The organism is Clostridium sp. CTA-17, from assembly GCF_054767895.1.
Window position 1 is genome coordinate 15,066 of sequence record NZ_BAAABF010000003.1, and the last position, 16,837, is coordinate 31,902.

Annotated in this window: 17 protein-coding genes; 6 read left to right on the forward strand and 11 right to left on the reverse strand. The window is 27.2% G+C overall.

Features of this window, described 5'->3' with window-relative positions; all coding sequences use genetic code 11:
* Positions 1-17: 17 nt before the first annotated feature.
* From ACYUCG_RS06575 to ACYUCG_RS06595, 5 genes are all read right to left on the reverse strand, one after another.
* On the reverse strand, positions 18-1,964 hold the full coding sequence (locus ACYUCG_RS06575) for a V-type ATP synthase subunit I (protein WP_460268337.1): 1,947 nt from the start codon (positions 1,962-1,964) through the stop codon (positions 18-20).
* Positions 1,951-2,277, reverse strand: coding sequence for an ATP synthase archaeal subunit H (gene ahaH / locus ACYUCG_RS06580; protein ID WP_421750160.1), 327 nt, complete (start codon positions 2,275-2,277; stop codon positions 1,951-1,953). Before ahaH ends, ACYUCG_RS06575 begins: the two co-directional genes overlap by 14 nt.
* 277 nt (positions 2,278-2,554) lie before the next feature.
* Positions 2,555-4,234 carry a B12-binding domain-containing radical SAM protein gene (locus ACYUCG_RS06585; RefSeq protein WP_460268338.1) on the reverse strand — a complete coding sequence of 560 codons (1,680 nt, stop codon included), beginning with the start codon at positions 4,232-4,234 and terminating at the stop codon, positions 2,555-2,557.
* Positions 4,134-4,736 (reverse strand): hypothetical protein, encoded by a 603-nt coding sequence (locus ACYUCG_RS06590; protein ID WP_060796092.1) that lies wholly within the window; start codon positions 4,734-4,736, stop codon positions 4,134-4,136. Before ACYUCG_RS06590 ends, ACYUCG_RS06585 begins: the two co-directional genes overlap by 101 nt.
* Before the next feature lie 145 nt (positions 4,737-4,881).
* Positions 4,882-6,168, reverse strand: a complete 1,287-nt coding sequence (locus tag ACYUCG_RS06595) for a PQQ-dependent sugar dehydrogenase (RefSeq protein ID WP_283677846.1) — start codon at positions 6,166-6,168, stop codon at positions 4,882-4,884.
* A 148-nt stretch (positions 6,169-6,316) separates the two neighbouring features.
* On the opposite strand from ACYUCG_RS06595, the gene spoVB reads away from it, so the two are divergent.
* Positions 6,317-7,846, forward strand: a complete 1,530-nt coding sequence (gene spoVB, locus ACYUCG_RS06600; RefSeq protein ID WP_460268339.1) for a stage V sporulation protein B — start codon at positions 6,317-6,319, stop codon at positions 7,844-7,846.
* A gap of 93 nt (positions 7,847-7,939) precedes the next feature.
* Here the strand turns inward: spoVB and ACYUCG_RS06605 are convergent, their stop codons facing one another.
* The 3 genes from ACYUCG_RS06605 to ACYUCG_RS06615 form a co-directional block, all read right to left on the reverse strand.
* Positions 7,940-8,740 (reverse strand): hypothetical protein, encoded by an 801-nt coding sequence (locus ACYUCG_RS06605; RefSeq protein WP_460268340.1) that lies wholly within the window; start codon positions 8,738-8,740, stop codon positions 7,940-7,942.
* 109 nt (positions 8,741-8,849) lie between these two features.
* Positions 8,850-9,692 (reverse strand): CvfB family protein, encoded by an 843-nt coding sequence (locus ACYUCG_RS06610; protein ID WP_460268341.1) that lies wholly within the window; start codon positions 9,690-9,692, stop codon positions 8,850-8,852.
* An 11-nt stretch (positions 9,693-9,703) separates the two neighbouring features.
* Positions 9,704-10,207 (reverse strand): gamma carbonic anhydrase family protein, encoded by a 504-nt coding sequence (locus tag ACYUCG_RS06615; RefSeq protein WP_460268342.1) that lies wholly within the window; start codon positions 10,205-10,207, stop codon positions 9,704-9,706.
* 248 nt (positions 10,208-10,455) lie between these two features.
* Here ACYUCG_RS06615 and ACYUCG_RS06620 point away from each other — a divergent pair, with 248 nt between their 5' ends.
* Positions 10,456-11,457, forward strand: a complete 1,002-nt coding sequence (locus tag ACYUCG_RS06620) for a CehA/McbA family metallohydrolase (RefSeq protein WP_415318872.1) — start codon at positions 10,456-10,458, stop codon at positions 11,455-11,457.
* Between the two features lie 27 nt (positions 11,458-11,484).
* On the opposite strand, the gene ACYUCG_RS06625 is transcribed toward ACYUCG_RS06620, so the two are convergent.
* The gene (locus ACYUCG_RS06625) at positions 11,485-11,817 is read right to left on the reverse strand and encodes a hypothetical protein (protein ID WP_181159617.1); all 333 of its coding nucleotides are present in this window, start codon (positions 11,815-11,817) and stop codon (positions 11,485-11,487) included.
* A 237-nt stretch (positions 11,818-12,054) separates the two neighbouring features.
* Here ACYUCG_RS06625 and ACYUCG_RS06630 point away from each other — a divergent pair, with 237 nt between their 5' ends.
* Both ACYUCG_RS06630 and ACYUCG_RS06635 read left to right on the forward strand, forming a co-directional pair.
* The gene (locus tag ACYUCG_RS06630; protein ID WP_003449697.1) at positions 12,055-12,525 is read left to right on the forward strand and encodes an Lrp/AsnC ligand binding domain-containing protein; all 471 of its coding nucleotides are present in this window, start codon (positions 12,055-12,057) and stop codon (positions 12,523-12,525) included.
* Positions 12,526-12,632: 107 nt separating this feature from the next.
* The gene (locus tag ACYUCG_RS06635) at positions 12,633-12,836 is read left to right on the forward strand and encodes a DUF378 domain-containing protein (protein WP_003471570.1); all 204 of its coding nucleotides are present in this window, start codon (positions 12,633-12,635) and stop codon (positions 12,834-12,836) included.
* A gap of 47 nt (positions 12,837-12,883) precedes the next feature.
* Here the strand turns inward: ACYUCG_RS06635 and ACYUCG_RS06640 are convergent, their stop codons facing one another.
* Positions 12,884-14,629, reverse strand: a complete 1,746-nt coding sequence (locus ACYUCG_RS06640; RefSeq protein ID WP_460268343.1) for a phosphoenolpyruvate carboxykinase — start codon at positions 14,627-14,629, stop codon at positions 12,884-12,886.
* A 201-nt stretch (positions 14,630-14,830) separates the two neighbouring features.
* Between ACYUCG_RS06640 and ACYUCG_RS06645 the strand changes: the two genes are divergently transcribed.
* Entirely contained in the window at positions 14,831-15,685 is an 855-nt protein-coding gene (locus tag ACYUCG_RS06645; RefSeq protein WP_460268344.1) for a ComEC/Rec2 family competence protein, read from the forward strand.
* A 56-nt stretch (positions 15,686-15,741) separates the two neighbouring features.
* Here ACYUCG_RS06645 and ACYUCG_RS06650 read toward each other — a convergent pair whose 3' ends face one another.
* The gene (locus ACYUCG_RS06650; RefSeq protein ID WP_003449676.1) at positions 15,742-16,425 is read right to left on the reverse strand and encodes a ribonuclease H-like domain-containing protein; all 684 of its coding nucleotides are present in this window, start codon (positions 16,423-16,425) and stop codon (positions 15,742-15,744) included.
* Between the two features lie 185 nt (positions 16,426-16,610).
* Here ACYUCG_RS06650 and ACYUCG_RS06655 point away from each other — a divergent pair, with 185 nt between their 5' ends.
* Positions 16,611-16,829, forward strand: a complete 219-nt coding sequence (locus ACYUCG_RS06655) for a FeoA family protein (RefSeq protein ID WP_003449499.1) — start codon at positions 16,611-16,613, stop codon at positions 16,827-16,829.
* The last annotated feature ends 8 nt before the right edge of the window (positions 16,830-16,837 follow it).

Below are 16,837 nucleotides of genomic sequence, written 5' to 3' on the forward strand. Positions count from 1 at the left end.
TTAATTTTAACTATAATTTATTTATTTCTTTTTATTGTTATAAATTTATTTATTGTTCTAAATGGTGTGAATGCTTTTCCGCCACCTTCATAGAATTTTGAGAAGTACTCAACGTACTGTAATCTCGCTGTATGAACATATGCTCCAAGTAATGATAAAAGCATGTTAAATGTATGAGCTGCTATAAAGAATAGAGGTCCTACAATTATAACTGCTATTCCAGGGAACATACCTATTATTAGGTTAAGTGCAGCTGCTATTGATCCACCTGCAATACCTAAAGCCATAAGTCTTGTATATGATACTAAGTCTCCTACGTATCCTGTTATACCGTATAAGGCATATAAACCTTGACCTATTTGAGCACCTTTTGTTTCTTCATCTCTACCTTGTGTTAAGATTATTAATATTGAACCTACTATTGATAATACTTTACCTACTAAGCTTATAGGACCATCAAAGAATATCATTGGAAGACCTATTAAAAGCATAATCCATGATCCTACATCAAATAAAGCATATAAATATTGCTTATCTCTGATTAACATGTACGCTTTTATAAATAATCCAAAGAAGATTTGAATAACCCCAAATCCAACTGATAAAATTAGTAACAAGTTGGTATCTTTACTTGGATTTATAAGTCCAAATTTCAATTCAAATCCAAAGGCAGTACCAAATATTGCACCTGCAATAGTTGTAGCTATACTTAAATACATAAAGAATTTAGCAAACTTTTCTTGTGCCTCATCTAAATTAAGTAATTTCATAGCTAATAGTGATCCTGCAAATAATACTAGTCCGTATCCTAAGTCCGCAACCATCATGCCAAAGAATACTAGGTAGAAAGGTGTTAAAAGTGGTGTAGGGTCTATTTCATCATATCTTGGTAAGCTATACATTTCTGTTATTGAATCGAAAGCTGCTGCTGGTCCCTTATTGTGTAATTTAACTGGAACTTCTGCAACCTCTTCTTCCTTAACTTCTTCAAACTCAAGATAATACATATCTCCTACTGAACTTTGAATTATTCCTTCTAAAGAAGAATTATCATTTTTAGGAACCCAACCTTGAATAACAACTACTCTATCTGTTTTTAAGAAGTTTTCACTTGCTTCTTTTCTAAGAAGTATGTTGCTGTAATATTCATAAGCTAATTCTAAAGTTCTCTTTTCTTCTCTATAATTTGAAAGTACTCCTCTTAAGTCTGCTTTTTGAGCTTCGATTTCTTTTATTTTTAATTTAAACTCTTCAACAAGAACTGAAGCTTTTTCTTTGTACTTAGTTTGGAATGCTGAAAAACCAAAGTTCTTTAAAACTTCGTCCATTTCTTCAGCTCTTTCTTTCATTGTCATTACAAAGACATATGAATCTTGGTCAGTGTTAGAAATAACTTCTATATAACTTTCCTTGAATTCGCTTTCAATTTCATTCTTCATGTTTTCAAGATTTTGACTTGAAATTACACCTAAGAATGTAACTACTTTTTCAAAACTATTTAATTCACCTAGTGGAGCATCGAAACTTTGCCATGGCTCTAAGATTTCTATTTCACCTAAAAGTTTTGTCTTTTCGTTTTCTAGAGTAGCAAGCTCTCTCTCCATTTTCTTAACCTCTGAATAAACGACTTCCCAGTTGCTATTTTCAACCTTTACTTCTAGCTCATCCAAAGTTAAGCTTTCTTTACCAGCTTTTAAAGCCTTAAATCCTCCAACTTCAGCAACAAACTCTTTTAAGAAGTCTAAAGCTGATCTTGTTTTTGAAACATTTTCTTCTATAAGAGTTGTTTCAGCATCTAAATCATCTTTGCTAAGAGATTCAAAGACTTCATTGCCTTCCACTTTTTCTTCATCTTGTAAGTTTATGAACTCAACTTCTGAAGAACTTTGAATTTTTTTAAGAAGCTTTTCTTTCTCTGATTCAAAGGCAAGTAAGGTGAATTTATTCATCTTAACTATTGCCATTAGTTTTCACAATCCTCTCAATAACTAAATTTACTGCTGAATCAATCTTAGAACCTTTAAGACTTGATACCTCAGCACATTGTTTTTCACCTTCTGAAAGTATGACCTCAGCCTCTTTTCTTCCGGCTTCCTCTGCATTGCTAACAATTTCTCTTGCAACATTTTTAGCTTCTTCTATTATTGAGTTATATCTTTCATCAGCTTCTATTGTTGCATCAGAAATTATTTTTTTGCTTTGCTCATGAGCTTTTTTAATCATTTCATCAGCTTGCAATTCAACTTTTTTAATTTCTTTTATTGCTTCTATTGCCAAAGTTTCACCACCTTTATATAAGGAATTTTTATAAAATATATATTAATACTTTATATAGTATTAATTAACCCTTAATATTAATTATACATGAAAATTAACTTAATTCAACATAATTTTATGTATGTATACATTTTCAGAGGTTTTTTTGCAAAAATCCACATTACATTTTTTTGAATAAAAGATTAAAATTATTAACATTTACAAAAAAGTCGTATTAATATCTTTATATATTGTATATTAATACGACTAATATACTAATAAATTTTTAATTTTCCATTTATTTCATTTCCACTTCTACATATGAATCATAGTCAAAATTCATTTCATCAAATATAAGATATTTTGGTTCAAAGTTAATTTTCCCATTTTTAATGTAATTAATTATATCTACTTCAAATTTTTCTATATGAGCTTTCTTAAATGGCATTTGTCTATCAAAACTATCTTTTATATTCTGCTCATCTTCTTTTGTAATGGTTCTAACTAAAAAGTCTGGTAACCATCTCTTTTTATTAAAGCATAAATAGTCGAATTTTAAAACTTCCTTAAATAGACCTTCATCCTCTCCTCCTATCTTCTCAAGATAAAAATCTAATAATATCTTATAATATTCAACATTTCCTATGCTTCTCTTGAAATTACCCTTTTCCTCAAAGAACATGGCTAAATCATAATAAAAATCAAAAGGCTTATCATATATATCTAAAAAGAATTTAATTACATTGTTAAATTTACATGAATTATAGTATTTATCAACCATTGCTTCTACTTTCTTTAATAATAAAAGCTCTTCATAACTTATATCTTTACTTCTGATTATTTCATATGGAGCATAAGGTGAATAAACTATTCCCCACTTTTCAGCTTCTTCTCTCATTGAAGATCCCTTTAATAATTTTAGGAAACCTAATTGAATTTCATCTGGTCTTATGGCATGAACATCATTAAAAGATTTTTTAAATGACTCTAAATCTTCTCCTGATAGTCCTGCAATTAAATCTAAATGTTGCATTACATTTTTTCCTGATGCAACTTTTAATACTTTCTCTTTTATATTTTCATATGTAATATATCTATTTATATTATGTAGGACTTCATTATTTGTAGTTTGAACTCCAACCTCTAACTGAAATCTTCCCTTTGGAGCATTATTTAATATTTCTATTTGCTCTTCTGTTAAAAGATCTGCTGCAACCTCAAAATGGAATCTTGTCTCAGTATCCTGTTCGCTTAAATATTTAAGAAGCTCCACTGTATATTCTCTATTACAGTTAAAAGTTCTATCAACAAACTTAACTAGTTTTAATCCTCTTTCCATGAAGTATTTTAATTCTTTTTTTACTCTTTCTACATCTAAGAATCTAACTCCATGCATTACAGATGAAAGACAATATTTACATTTAAAAGGACATCCCCTTGAAGCTTCATAGTAAACAATCTTATTGTTTATATCTTCTTCATAAGTATAAGGGAATACTAATTCATTCATATCCATTTCAGGTCTTTTAGGATTTTCAAATACTTTCCCATCTCTCTTGTAGTTTAAGCCTTTTATATCTTCTATTTTTCCTTCTCCAAGCTTATAAAGAACAAACTCTCTAAAAGTTTTTTCTCCTTCTCCTACTATTACATATTCACCTGGATGATTTTCTAAAAATTCTTTTCCTTCATAAGAAACTTCTGGTCCGCCATAAAGTATTTCTATATTAGGATCAACAAGTTTTATAAGTTCAGCTAGTCTATTTACAAATTCCATATTCCATATGTAACAGGAGAAAGCCACTACATCTGGTTTCTCCTCAATAATACCTTCTAAAATATTCTCAACTCTATCATTTATTGAAAACTCTTTTATATCACCTTGGAAATCTAAATCCTTTGTAAATGCCTTCAGGTACCTCACTGCTAGGTTGCTGTGAATGTACTTTGAGTTTATTGCTGTTAGCAGTATTTTCATTATTTATACTTCCTCTCTTTATTCCTTTGATAAATATTATTTTATCACAAACTTTAGTTTCCTCTATTTCAAAATATTTTTCAAGTATTTTTTTTGAGCTATCTACTGTAAACTCATTAGAAATACTATTGTCTATAAATTCAAACTCTTTTTCTTTGTTTCCTGTCATTAAAACTTTAACCTTATCATTTACAGTTTCTTTTTTTTGTTTTTCTCTATCCCATATATATAAGTTTCCTCCAAATCTCACATTACTCCATATGTTTTTTACAACATCTTCAACCTCATTTTTATGCAATTGACTTAAAGAAAAGAAAAGCACACCATTATCATATTGATTTCTATATTCTCCATTAAAATTTTCAACATAATAATCTACACTTATTTCACTTTCTGTTTGCTTTAAAATATTATAAATAATTCCATAGTTATTTATACCAACATCTAAAGTGTTACCTTTAAAATTTATGTTACTCATATCAAGTATAACTTCTCTAATCATAATACCACTCCCAATTTATTCCATATTAATTTCTATTATACATTTAAAGAGTAATTCTTTCTATGCTTATTAGAAAAAATTACTCTTATAATTTTATTTTCTATAATTATTTTTTACTTTTTAAATTTTAAACTAAATACTTAATTTATTTTTTCTTTAAAGATAATATAAACTTAATAACTAAAACTCCAATGAATATAAAGTTTATCCCTAATATAACGAAGTAATTATAAATAGGTATGTTATCTGTTAAGTCGCTTTTTTCTAATCTAAAAAGTACTCCTTTATTTCCATCTAATATATAAAGATTCCCCCATATTATCTTCATATCATTTATATAGGAATTTTTATCTAAATATATTAATTCTTTAACCTCTCCCTCTTTTAACAATTTTGAAAGAGTATTATTTTTATTATTAAAGAATAAAAATGAATTTTCATCTCCCAAAATTGTTCCTTCTCTGTCTATTAATAATGTATTTATATTCCCAACACTCTCACTTTGGTATAGTGGTTTAGGCATTACATAGCTTTTATGTGCATCTGTTACAAAGTTAATTATAGGTTTTCCTTCTTCTCTAAATCTTGGAGAATTAACTGGATCTCCCCCACTATAATCTGGCCAACCATACCAAGTTCCTTTTCCTTCTATTTTGTATATATAATCTGAATCCCCACTTAAAGGTCTATATCCCTCATCTTCAATTCCTCCAACAATTGCAAAAATTTCTCCTGAACTATTCAAATCAAAGCCTTTAACATTTCTTATTCCATAAGAATATAATTGCTTTTTCTTGCTCTCTATATCAAGTTCTATAATAGCTCCATTTCCTAATATATTTCCTTTTATTTTTTCTCCCTTTGATGTCTTAGTATTATATGGAACAAAAGCTCCTTTTTTATTTTCATCATAATTTCTTCCACTTAAAACAATATCTACTGGAGGAATATCAGGATTTTCTCCCTCTTCATCTACTATGCCAGAATTTGTAGAAGTTCCTATGGTTAAATAAAGCTTTCCTTCATTTATTAAAATCCTAGTATCCTCTTTATTTATTCCCTTATTAGGAATGTCCTCAATTAAAACTTCTCTTTCTGAACTTTTTATGTTGTAAGATACTAACTTTTCATCTAAAGTATAATATAAAAATCCATTATAATATTCTAAATCATATATATTTCCCTCTTCTTTTAATTCCAAAAACACATTATTATTTCTATCTATTTTCAAAATCTTATTTTCTACTGCTATATAAATATTCTCTTCATTATTACTTAAGGCTCTCGCTCCCTTTAATCCTTTTAATATTAACTCTTCACTAAAGCTTTCACTTTCTAAATATTTACCATCTTTATTAGTAAAAGAACATAATATACTTCCTAGTAATGCACTAATTAAAATCAAACTTATAAACTTTATAAAATTCTTCATATTTCCTCCCTAAAAAAAGCCTCAATAATAAATTTTCACAATTATAAACTCATAGATAATTAATAATAATTACCTCCTATATAATGAATATTTAACATAAGTTGTGAATATTCATTATTATTGAACTTTTAAATAGGGTGGTGATTCATTGAGTAAAAATGATTTCTATAAAAACTCTTTCATGCTAACAGCCTCTAACTTAACAACTGGATTATTAGGTTTTATATTTTCTATGTACCTATCAAAGGTATTAGGCCCTGAAGGAATGGGGCTTTATGGTATTATAATGCCTATTTATAATTTATTTATATCAATTATGACAGCTGGTATAATTGCATCCATTTCTAAGATAACTGCTGTATATTCAGCAAGAGATGACTATAAAAACATAATTCGAACAATGAAAGTTGTGGCTATTTTTAATTTTATTTGGTGTCTTATAATAGGAATATTTGTATTTTTCTTATCACCTATAATCGGACATTTTTGGGCTAAAGATCCTAGAATAATAAAATCTATAATGGTAACTTGTCCAGCTATGATATTTATAGCACTTTCAAACATATTAAAGGGATTTTTCTATGGAACTTCAAAAATCACAGTTCCTTCTTTTATAGATATTTTAGAAAAATCTTTACGTATTTTTGTTTTAGCTATATTAATTTTTATTTTTAAAGCTGAAACTTTAGAGTCTTTAGTTACCTTAGCTTACTTAGCCTTATGTCTTGGTGAACTACAAAGTTTAATACTTTTATTCGGCTATTTTAAATACTCAATGAGTAAATTTCCAAAAACAAATGCAAAAGGGGAAAGCCGTGCTCAGTTATTATTTGATGTTTTAGTAACCTCAGTACCTTTATGCTTAAATGGATTTTTAATGAGTATTTTTAGCGTTATCTCAACACTTTTAGTTCCTAAACGGCTTATAGTTGCAGGATTTACTTATTCCCAAGCACTTTCTCTTATAGGAAAATATTCTTCCATGGCTATGTCCATAGTAACTTTTCCTATAATTATAGTTTCTTCAATAAACACTATGCTAATACCTGACTTATCTCAAACTTTAAGTAAAGGGAATTATCTTTCAGCTACTAAAAGAATTAGAGATGTTATTAAAATAGCTTTTTTAATAGGTATTTGTACCACAGTAATTGGCCTATGTGTTCCTAACTCTTTAGGCAAATTATTCTTTGGAAGAGATGATTTAGGAGAATATATAAGAATAACATCATTAATGATGCCAATAGTATTTACTTCAAACACTATGTATGGAATTTTAAATGGACTTGGAAGACAAAATGTAATTTTAAGAAATACTATAATAACAGAAGTTTTAGAAGTTACATTGTTATTTTTCTTAACTGCAATACCATCTATAAATATTTATGGTTATGCAATAACTATGCTTGTAATTTCATCACTTTCTCTTTGTTTAAACCTTTATGAAATATATAAAAATATAAACATAGGTTTATCCTTATCAAACTTCTTAATATATATATTAACAGGAGTTTTAACCTATATATGCTTAAGCCCACTTTCATTAAAGCTTTCTTTTATTGATTTTAGAGTTCAAGTTTTAGCTGTAACTTCTATAGCAGCTTCTATATTCATATTTTTAATAATAAAGGAGAAATTCTCATCAAGGTTTAGAAAAATATCTTTAAAAAGCAGATAGGAATCTATATCAAAATATAATAATAAAACTTACAAACATATTGCGAGAATTACTATCTATTCTATTCATAATGTTTGTAAGTTTTATAAAAAGTTATTTTGATGTGTAACCTTCCTTTTTTGAAAGAACCTTAAATTCCTTACTTTCTCCAAGAACTCTCATTATTTTTAATCCTTTTTCTTCATTTAAGTTGTAATGTTTTACTCCTAACTTTTCTATGGATTTCCCATTATCTAAATCATCTATTATAACTAAAGGTTTTAACCTCTTAACTAATTTTTTCACTTCTTTTTTATTTTCTTTCTCTGAATCAATTAAATTTAAAATCTCAACTCTACAATCTTCTATATTACTAAGGTTAATTGCACTGTCATAAGCCTCTTCTGATAAAACAGCTAGCTTAATATTATCTACAGTAGCAAAAATCATACCCTCCTTAGAATTATCCACTTTCTTTGCATTTAAAGAAATGTTTTCCTTATTATAGTTAAATCCCTCTTCCATAGATGCTATTTCTATATTTTTTTCCTTTATAAGATTACTTACCTCTTCACTTACTCCATTTAAAGTAGGCATAAGTATCTTATTTACACTACTTTTATTTATCAAAGTTTTCATAAATTCATCAGTTTCTTCTTCCATAGATCTTAAAACAAACAAATCAATTTCCTTTAAATTTTCTTTATTTATTCCTTCTATGATTCCCTCTACATTATCACCTTCACTTATAAGAATAGTTTCACTAGGGCTTCTTAAAATTATAATCTCTTCATCATAACTTAGAAATTCTATAGTATTAGGATTTTCCTTTGCCAAAGCAGTATTACCTCCAATGAATAAACATGATATTAAACTTATAAGAAATATTATTCCATTCACTTTTATTTTTCTCATAAAATTCACCACCTATACCAATAAAATCCCCCAAAAATTATTTTTTATACTAAATATAATAATAAAAAAAGAGCCTATAGAGTAAAAACTCCATATAGCTCTATTCATATTATTTTAATCTAGTACCAAATTCATCTTGCTCAATTAAACCTTTTTTCATTAATCCACCTAAGGCCATTTTAAAGTAATTTTTAGAAGTTTTGAAAGTATTTCTTATTTCATCTGGAGTACTCTTATCATTTAAGCTCATAACTCCACCATTTTCTTTTAAGTAGTTTAATATAGTTTCTCCTAATTCATTTCTTTCCTTAAGTTTATGATTTCTTAAAGATAATCCTACTATTCCATCTTCATAAACCTTTATTATCTTACCTTTTATATTATCTCCAGGTTTAATATTTGTAAAATATTCATTTTTAAGAACCACAGCTCTATGTTTATTATCTATTGCCACTCTTAAAGATCCATTAGTTTGATATCCATAAACTATTCCTGAAACTTCAGTTCCCATTTTAGGTTCTTCTATTTCATCTAAATATTTATCTACCTCTGTTGTTGCTGCTAATCTTCCTGTTTTATCTACATAAATATATACTAAGTACTTTTTACCCTCTTCCATTTTGTATTTTTGCTCTTTTAATGGAACAAGTATATCTCTTTCTAAACCAAAGTCTACAAAAGCACCTATTTTAGTAACAGATTTAACTTCTAATAAGGCAACATCTCCTACAACAGCTAAAGGCTCTTTTAATGTAGCTATAAGTCTATCTCTAGAATCTCTATAGATAAAAGCTTCTACTTCATCTCCAACCTTAATTTCTTTTCCATCTAAATTTCCAGTTGGAATTAATATATCATCAGAAGTATTTCTAGTTCCTCTGTCTAAGTAGTATCCAAAATCCGCTTCTCTTACTACTTTCATTTTATTAAATTGTCCTATGTTTATTATCATAAGCTCCTCCTTTATTTAATATAAAGATTTTTCATCTTTACATATTCTCTTCTTGAATTTTTTATACTTTCAATTTCATCCTCAGTAAGTTTTCTAACAATCTTTCCTGGAACTCCCATGACTAACACGCCCTCTGGTATTTCCTTGTTTTGACTTACTAAAGTTCCTGCAGCAATCATAGTGTTTTTTCCTATTTTTGCTCCATTTAATATTATTGCTCCCATACCAATTAAGCATTCATCCTCTATCTTACACCCATGTATTATAGCACCATGTCCTATAGTAACACCACTCCCGATTTCAACAGTGTGTTCTTTATCAACATGCAATACTGCGTTATCTTGTACATTGGTTTCATTTCCTATTTTAATTAAGTTGTCGTCTCCTCTTATTACAGCTCCGAACCAAATTCCACAATCTCTCCCTATAGTAACATCACCAATAATATCACTACTGTGAGCTATAAATGTGCTTTCCCCAACTTCAGGTTTATTTCCTCTAATTTCAATTAACATGTGATCACCTCTTAGTCATTCTTGTAATTTTATCATATGAAAGTAGAATATGTCTACTTATGCTTTTATATGCTTAATTTAATCTTTTCTATTTTAAAGATTTCCCTAATAAAAATTAAGATACTTTAGTTTAAATGTACTTAACATTATATACTTAAAAAATCATATATAAAAATAACAAATAAAATACATTTAATCTAAACATTATAAATAATATATATTATACTACTATTTATAAAGAGGTATTAATGGATAAAAAAGCTATACCCTTTGATAAACTTAGATTTTATTATGGAATTCCCCATTCTCATACATCTTTATCCACAGGGAAAAGTAATCCTTATGAGTCCTTAGAACATGCTCGCTCTAATGGATTAGATTTTCTAATAATTACTGATCATAATAAATATTTAAGTGAAACTATCAAAGAAAAAAACAAAGAAATTTCAAAATGGGAATATTTAAATAAGTGCATAAATAAATTTAATAAAAAACATTCTGATTTTTTAGCCTTATGCGGTTTTGAAGCTAAATCTACCACCTTGGGTCACTTAAATATAATATGTCCTAATACATTTTTCACTGGAATAATTCCTGATATTAAATATCTATTACTTTGGCTCATTAATGATCATACAGCCTTACTTAGTATTAATCATCCTAAAAATTCTATAGCTAAAAAAATTGAATTCACTCCTATTTTAGATAAACTATTATGTTCTATAGAAGTTGGAAATGGAATCCCACCTAACACTTATACAAGGTATGATGCTCAATTTTTCTCACTCTTAGATAAAGGTTTTAAAATAGGCGCTATAAATTCCCAAGATAATCATAAACTAAATCAAGGGGATAGTGAAAATTTAACCTGTGTAATTTCACATAAATTAAATAAAAATTCTTTGCTTAATGCATTTAAAAATAGACATATATTTTCAACTGAATCTAAAACTTTAAAAATGTTATTTTCTTTAAATTCAACCTTTATGGGTGGAACAATTACTTTAGATTCCTCCTCAAAAATCAGCCTATATTTACAAGTAGAAGATGACTTAAATAAAATATCTAAAATTCAATTTTTAACTAATAAAGGAAAAATAATTAAAGAAATTAAAGATCTAGATTTGCATAATATTAAATATATTTTTGAAAAAGAAGTTTCTTTAAATGAAACTTGGTTTGTGGCTAAAGTTTATTTAAATAACAACAAAGAGGCCATGTCCTCTCCAATCTTTGTTAATTATGAATAAAAAAACAAACTCCATTAATAATGGAGTTTATTTTTTTGAATCCTTATTATGTTTAACTCTATTTGGTTTTGCCTTTGGTTTAATAACAACTTTTTTCTCTTTTTTAAGTTTTGGATATCCATTTCTAAGAATATCTAAGAACCATAAGAATAATATAGTTGCTACTGCAGAAATTGCTAACACAATCCATTGATTCATAGGGATGAACGTAGGAATAAGGAAGATTATTATTGCTGCAGCTAAAATTATCCATTTATTAATTTTAACTCTGTTAAATACAAATCTACTTAATAATGAAAATCCCCCGAAAATCACTACTGCTAAAAGTATTATTTGTAAAATTAATACAAATATTCCCATAGTTTTGCCTCCTTGCATAATACTCCTTATATAATATATTAGTCTAAAAGAAAAACATTTTCAAGTTTTTAATTTTTAAAGTTGTTCTTATAAAATTAACATTTATAATGTCATTTTTATTAATGTGTTAAATTAATAAAAATATATTTGTTATTTTCAAAAGTATATATAGTATTTATATAAAAAATTTGATAAAATAGAATTATCATTTTATTCAAATTTTAAAGAGGTGATACTATGTCTTTAATAAATACATCAACTCATTTAGATGAATTAGATTTACAAATTTTAGATATCCTAATTAAAGATTGCAGAACTCCTTACTTAGAGATAGCAAGAATATGCCATGTTTCAGGTGGTACAATCCATGTTAGAATGAAAAAGATGGAGGACTTAGGAATTATAAAAGGTACTAGAATACTTTTAAATTTACCTAAATTAGGCTATGATGTTACATGTTTCGTTGGTATTCATGTTAACTCAACTTCATCATATACTCATGTTTTTGATGAACTTTCAAAAATTAAAGAAGTAGTTGAAATTCATTTAATAACTGGTGGTTATGCTATTTTCGCTAAGGTTATTTGCAAAAGCATATCAGATCTTCAAGATATTTTAATGAACAAAATTAATCATATTGAAGGAATAAGCGGAACTGATACATTTATATCTCTATCTCAACCAATAGATAGAAATATAACTCTTTAAAAAAGAAATAGCTAAGCTATTTCTTTTTTTATTGTATTTTTGAATATGAATAAAATTCAAACTTCTACTAATAATATTAACATATCTTAGAAAAGGATGTGTTAATAATGAAAACATTAAATATTATTGCTCTTACTTTAGTAATAATAGGTGCTCTAAATTGGGGTCTAATTGGTATCATGAATTTTAATTTAGTAGACTCAATCTTTGGAATAGCTTCTATTTGGAGCAGAACAATATATGTATTAGTAGGGTTAGCAGGATTATACTGCTTATCATTCTATGGTTATTTCAATCGTATAAAAGACTAAAAACAAAGCTAAATCCCTATTAGAAACTTCTAATAGGGATTTAGCTTTTACATTTTTTCAATTATATCAAAAAGTTCTATAGCTGCTTTTTTAGGTCCTTCCTTTTCAAGGCCTAAAACACCTAAACAAGTTTTTATTTGTCCAACTTTAACTTCACTATTAAACATATCTTCAAAATATTTATCTATTATTAAATCCATCTCTTCTTTCTTTTGCACTGGTCCAAAAGGATTAGCAAAATATGATTCTACTAAGCCATTTTCAGTAGTTGTTCCCTTTGCCATTCTAGCACCAGCTTTAAAAATCTTCTTAGCTTCCTCTGGATTATTGAAATATTCAATAGATTTTTCTCCCGCACCTACTCCATCATAATTATTAGCATAAAGGAAAAGATCCACATCATATCCTTTTATTATATCATCATATTTACATACTGGCATAAGAAGTCTAGCATTTATCTTATCAGGATTCATAAATATACTTCTATCAATTTCCTTAAAAGCATATCCTTGATCTAAGTCATCAAGTCTTACAAAGGCTCCTATTTCAGTTCCATACCCCTTAATTATACCATCTACATTTTTAAACACACCCATATCATCAAAAATTATGGTCATATCGCTTATATATTTTTCACTCAATGCTCTAAATGCTTCTAAGCTTTCAGATTTTCCTGCTCCACTATCTCCCATTATTATAATATTAGCTTCTTTTCCATTTTTAAGAACAACATTAACCATAGCCCCATGAATAGGCATATATCCTCTTTTTATCATTATTATATTATGCAAGGTTAATATCATTTTTTTCATATAACCAAAATAATCTATTTCTTCACTATAATTAGCATATCCTAGCATTATATTATTTTTTTCATCATCATAGAAACAAGTTTTTAATTCATCATCATCGTCCTTAGCTCCGAAAACATAAATAATGTCTGGTTTTACCCCTCTACACTCCTCTGCAGTTGCTAAATCAAACAAGTTACATAAACTTATTCCATGAGACATAAAATCTCTATGAAAATATACATAAGCCAATAATTCCCCTACCTTAGCAGGATAACAAAACCATTCTTCACTATTTATATGAGACCCAGTTAAGGGATTTTCACTTGTTTCTAAGAATATACCATCCCTAGTATTCTTACTTGGATAAGTTATAAATGGTGCTTCTAAGGATATTGCATCTATAAATGGAATATGATCTAGTATGGAATATTCTCTTGGACTTGGCCATATTAAATTACTTACCATAATACTTGCATTTCCACCAGCAGAAACCTGTCTAAGTATATTTGGCATACTTCCTAATAGATTCTTTTGAAGTCTTCTGTAAAATCTTAAAATTAAATCATTAAAACTTTTATTAGCATCTACAAACCCCACTGCTGCAATACCATCTTTTACTTTATTATTTTGAATAACAGTGTATCTTTCTAACTTTCTCCAAAATGAATAGACATCATCTATAATATTAGCAAAAGATTTCTTATCCTCGATCAATCCTTCAAAAGCATCATTAACAACTAATACCTCATCAGCCCCCATCATAGATAATAGTTTTAATGTGCTTATTAAGTACCTAGATATAACCTTTATGTCCTCAGTACCTGTAGCTTCGCTTAAGAATCTAAAATTATGACTTTTCTTATTTTTAGTCTTTTTTAAATAAGTTTCTAAAACTTTTCTAAATCCTTCGCTATTTATTATGGATTCAAAGCTATCACAATACTTCGCTGTAAAGTTCATGGTTACTTTTCCATGTTTTAAGCAAAATTCTTTTTTCATTATTAAGCCCCCTTTTTTAGTTTTTATAAGGTTAAAGATGCATTATCTCCAATTCAATTATATCACTAAAGTTGTATCTTTCCAAAAAATTTCATTATTTATTTTAATTGTAATTATAAAATTTACAAATTAAAGTTTATCCCTTTAACTATCTGTTAATAATCTATTATATGATTAATTATTTTCAAAGGAGTTTTTTAATTGAAAATTACCTCTAAAAAAGTTAGTTTATTTTTAATATTTATACTATTAGCATCAATATTTTTTTACTCTACTTCATACTCAATTCCAAGTAATAATTTTATTATTCATTATATAGATGTAGGACAAGGAGATTCCGCTTTAATCCAAAGTAATGGTAAAAATCTTTTAATAGATGCTGGCACTCCAGAATCTTCTAAGAATCTAGTAAAATATTTAAAAAGACTTGGAATAAAGAAACTTGATTTTATAATAGCTACTCATCCCCATGCTGATCATATTGGAGGTATGGAATCTATTATTAGAAAATTTGATATAGGATATTTTTGTGCACCAAAAGTCACAGAAAATACTGATATATTTAAAGATATGGTAACTGCATTAAAAGAAAAGAATATTAGTATAAACACCATATCCACATCAAAATCTCTTCCTATAGATTTGGGTGAAAATACCAAAATAGAGGTATATTCTCCCTCTGATAAGAAGTATGAAAACCTAAATAACTACTCACCCCTTCTTAAGATATATTATGGTGAAACCTCTTTTTTGTTTACTGGAGATGCAGAGACTGAAGCGGAAATGGAAGCTGTTAAATCAAATAAAAATTTAAAATCAGATGTATTAAAGGTAGGACATCATGGAAGTACAACATCTTCAACAGATTCCTTTCTAAAAGAAGTTTCTCCTAAAATAGCTGTAATTTCTTCAGGATTGGATAATTCATATGGACATCCAGCAAAAGAAACCCTAAAAAAATTATCTTCCTATAAAACTAAGATTTTTAGGACAGATGAAGATGGAACTATTATTTTAACTTCTGATGGAAAATCTATAAAAAAGCATAAAAACTAAAGGCACCAATAATTGGTGCCTTTAGTTTTTATAGTTTTATTCACTATAATAAACTATTAATTTTCACTTTCTTTACTTTCACTGTCTTCTAAATTAACTAATATCTTTTTCCAGCTCAATAATATGTAAAATAAATTTACAACATCTTGCTCATTATAGACAAGTATCTTTTCAACTTTTTCTTTTGGCATTCTTTGAAAATAATCTTTATCCTTTAAAACCTTATGGAATGTTTTTGCTAAATTTGATCCTGAAAGAACATCACCTTCTCTTTCAATTCCAAATTTCTTTTCCAAAGCTTTAAGACCTATCCCTTGCTTAAAAGTATGCTCATAAATTTTCTGTATATCCACAGATCTAAAGTAATTATTAAAATCAAAGTTTATCCCATATTTATCAAACAAATAATTTATAACTGTAAAGTCATTATTACCAGAAAAAGTTACTATGTATTTCTTCTTTTTCTCTGCTGCAACCATTATAAAATATTTCTTTGCTAAGTAAAGAATATCTCTTACTTCTCCCTTATGTTCTATCATGTACTGGGTAGTAATGAATTTTGATTTTTCTTCATCAAAATATCCAGCACCAAAAACACCTATGCACTTTGGTTTCTTATATACATAGTGTTCTAAATCAAAATATACAGCCTGTTTATATATATCATAATTTTCATTAAAAGATAGGGCATTACTAAGATCTAAATCATTTATATCTATTTCATGCTCTTTTATGATCACTTTATCACTCTTTTCTTATATAAACTTATAACAAAAATATTATATCATTATATCATTATTTCGTTAAGTATTAATAAATATTAATTAAATTTTTAATTAATAGAATTTATCAATTGACAAATTCCAGGTAACTTGATATAATTTAAATGAATTTGATAATGATTTTCATTAGTGAGGTGCTTAAGATGAGTATATATGATTTAAAAATAGGCCAAGCTGGTATTGTAGATAAAATATGCGGACACGATGGTTTAGCTAAAAGACTTCTTGCTTTAGGATGCATAGAAGGAACAGAAGTTAAACTTAAAAGAGTGGCTCCACTTGGCGATCCATTAATAGTAAATTTAAGAGGATTTGATTTAGCAATCAGAAAGAAAGATGCTAAAAATATAATTTTAAAATAATAAATAAA